This window comes from Streptomyces antimicrobicus, from assembly GCF_020532625.1.
Taxonomy (GTDB): Bacteria; Actinomycetota; Actinomycetes; order Streptomycetales; family Streptomycetaceae; genus Streptomyces; species Streptomyces antimicrobicus.
Genome location: NZ_JAJAUY010000254.1, coordinates 1 through 3088 on the forward strand (window position 1 = coordinate 1; position 3088 = coordinate 3088).

Annotated in this window: 3 protein-coding genes; all 3 read right to left on the reverse strand. The window is 74.5% G+C overall.

Features of this window, described 5'->3' with window-relative positions:
• Window positions 1–63 precede the first annotated feature (63 nt).
• Window positions 64–699 (reverse strand): peptide deformylase, encoded by a 636-nt coding sequence (def, locus tag LG632_RS29850; protein ID WP_226731053.1) that lies wholly within the window; start codon window positions 697–699, stop codon window positions 64–66.
• Window positions 700–757: 58 nt separating this feature from the next.
• Complete coding sequence (locus tag LG632_RS29855) at window positions 758–1753, reverse strand: tetratricopeptide repeat protein (RefSeq protein WP_226731054.1); 996 nt, start codon at window positions 1751–1753, stop codon at window positions 758–760.
• Between the two features lie 118 nt (window positions 1754–1871).
• Window positions 1872–3088, reverse strand: a 1217-nt coding sequence (locus LG632_RS29860) for an HD-GYP domain-containing protein (protein WP_226731055.1), incomplete at its 5' end; no start/stop codon positions are given.

Genomic DNA, 3088 nt, shown 5'->3' on the forward strand with positions numbered 1-3088 from the left:
GCCTGCCCCCCGGGCCGGGTCGGGCCGTGCGCCGACCGGCGCCGGCCGTGCGGCGGTCGCCCGTCAGTCGTTCGGCACGGTCTCGTAGCGCGGGGTGCCCTCCGCCATCTGGCGCAGGGCGTCCTTGCGGTCGCGCTTGGAGAGCTTGTCGATGTACAGGAAGCCGTGCAGGTGGTCGGTCTCGTGCTGCAGGCAGCGGGCGAAGTAGCCGGTGCCGCGCACCTTGATCGGGTTGCCCTGGGCGTCCTGGCCGGTCACCTCGGCGTAGTCGGGGCGGGCCAGCGAGGCGTAGGCGGTCGGGACCGACAGGCAGCCCTCGTTGGAGTCGTCCAGGATGCGGCGCTCGGCCGGCAGGTCGACCAGCTCGGGGTTGACGACGACGCCCACGTGGCGGACGCCCTCGTCGTCCGGGCAGTCGTAGACGAAGACCTTCTGGTCCACGCCGATCTGGTTGGCAGCAAGGCCCACGCCCTCGGCGGCCCGCTGGCTGGCGAACATGTCGTCGATCAGCTGGGCGAGTTCGGGCCCGAACTCGGTGACGTCCTTGCACTCCCGGTGCAGCACCGGGTTGCCGACGACCGTGATCGGGCGGGCCGTGCCGCGCTCGCGGTGGGCGAGCTCACGCGCCTCACAGTCCTCGGTGTCCACGACGTATCCGTCGCCATCGACCTTGAGGACCTCGTTCTCCTGCTGCGCCATGTCCCGCGTACGCCTTCCCTGAAGTCACTGGTGTGCCCGTACAGCCTACGTGCAGCGATCAGCAGACTTCTTCGAGATCGCGCCACTCCCGGGTGTCCGGGCTGTCGGCGACCCAGCCGTCGAGCAGTCCGCGCACCAGTCCGGCCGGAGCCGCGATCCCGCACTCGCGCTCGGGCACCCACAGGACGCCCGAGCCGGCCGTGCGGTGGCCGAGCGGTCCCGGGTGGCCCGGTTCGCTGTGGTCGTGGGGGTCGAGGTGCTCGCCGTCGCCCTCGTCACTGGGCATGGTGCTCTCCGAGCAGGTCCGGCACAGCAGCCGCACCGACGAGGACCAGTCCTCGGCGGCGAAGCCCGCGTCCGAGGCGAGCCGCTCCAGCGCGTCCCGGTCGGCCTCGGTGGCGGCCTCCAGCAGCACCACCCAGGTCGGCACCGGCGAGGGCGCCCACAGCTCGATCTCGTCGAAGACCGGGTACGAGGGCCCGGCCGCGGTGACCCGCTCGCCGTGCGGCACCCCGTCGTGCAGCACGACCTCGCCCCAGCGCCGGCCCGAGGACGGCAGCGGGATCGACAGGACCTCCATCCGCGCCGGGTCCAGCCGGCGGCCCCAGACCACCTCGGCCTCGCCCTCGGGCGACAGCCGGACGGCGGCGCTGCCCAGCTCCATGCCGACGGGCTCGCCGGTCCCGGCCGCGCCGTGCGGGTCGCCGGGCACCTTCAGCCCGTACGCCTGCCAGGCCCGGCGCGCCAGCGGCCAGTCCTGGAGCGCGGTGGCGGCGATGCCGACGTTCCACCAGTCCGGCGCGCCGGTCTCCCGGTCGAGCAGGGCGACGGCCCGCAGGCCCGCGGCCCGGGCCTGTTCCCAGTCGTGCCGGAACTTGTGCAGCAGCGCCAGGTTGAACCAGGACTCCGACAGCCACGGTTCCAGGTCGGCCGCTCTGGTCAGCAGGGCGCCCGCGTCCTCGTACCGGCCGTCGCCGATCAGCGTGAACGCGCGGTCGGTGGCCTGCCGCCACGAGGCGGAGGGCCGATGCCGTACCTTCCCGAAGATCCTCACGATTCCCGCCTGTGGGGGTCCCCCCAGCGGCAGCTGGGGGATTTACGGTGCAGCCTTGCGGACACTCTCACTTCGCATCCAACCATGCCCACTCGGACGGCCGCTCATTACCCATGGGTTACCCCGGTGGAACGGGTACGACTCTGGCACGTCCGCCCCGCGCCAGCACCCGTGCCAGGCCCTCGACGACCTCCGGCTGGTAGTCCCGCCCGGTGCCCAGGCGCAGCTGTTCCAGAGCGGCCAGTGAGCCACTCGGGTGACGGCCCTCGCCGAGGAGGTCCTCGTACGCGTTGACCACCCGGACGATACGGGCCGCGACCGGCTGCTCACGGTAGGGGTCGGCCTGCCGCTCGACCACCACGGCGACCTCCGACGGCACCCCGGTCAGCCGGGCCACCTCCCCGCCCAGCTCCGCGATCCGCCGGGCGTCGGCCGGCGGCAGCGGGGCGGTGGCGCCGGCCGGGACGGGGTCCACCAGGGAGAGCTGGCCGATGTCGTGCATCAGCGCCGCGTACTCCAGCACGGTCAGCTCGCGTTCCGACAGCCCGAGCTCCCGGCCGACGGCGCAGCTCAGCGCGGCGACCCTGCGGGCGTGCCCGGGACGGGTGTACCCGGCGATCTCGGTGGCCCGGGCCAGCGAGGTGATGGTCTGGCGGTAGGTGGTGCGGATCGCGGTGATCCGCCGGAAGGACATCTGGGTCAGCAGCAGCGGCACGCTGAACGCGGGCAGCGCCCACAGCCCGGCGACGGCGACCCCGAGGGCCATGACCACCCCGGTCGCGCAGATCGCCGAGCCGATCCCCGCCAGCGCCCGCAGCTCGTCGCGCAGCAGCGGCCCGTACGGCCAGCCGGTGCGGGCCCCGGCCAGCGCGGCGGCCAGCACCGCGTCGCACAGGGCGGTCAGTCCCAGCAGCCCGAGCAGGAACAGCACCAGGTACGGGCCCTGGCCGACCACCTCGGTCAGCCGACCGCAGTCGTACAGCGGGCGGAAGCAGGCGGCGGCGAAGGCGACGGTGAGCACCCGCCGGGCCACGTGGTCCAGGGCGGGACCGCGGCCCCGGGCGATGTGCGGGACGATCCCCACCAGGGCCGCGGCGACGACCACCGTGACGACCTGGAGCACCCCGTGGTGGCTGGCCCGCCCCGCCTCGTGGCCGAGCAGCGCGTACGCCAGCGCCCCGGCCGAGCCGAGCGGGGCGGGCTGGCGGTCCTCGGCCGGGCGCCGGTGCCCGGGCCGGTCCCGGGCCTCGTGCCGGGCCAGCTCGCCGACCGCGATCAGGACGCCGAAGGCGAGCGCGGTGCCCGGTTCGGTGATCCCGTGCCAGAGCGTGTGGG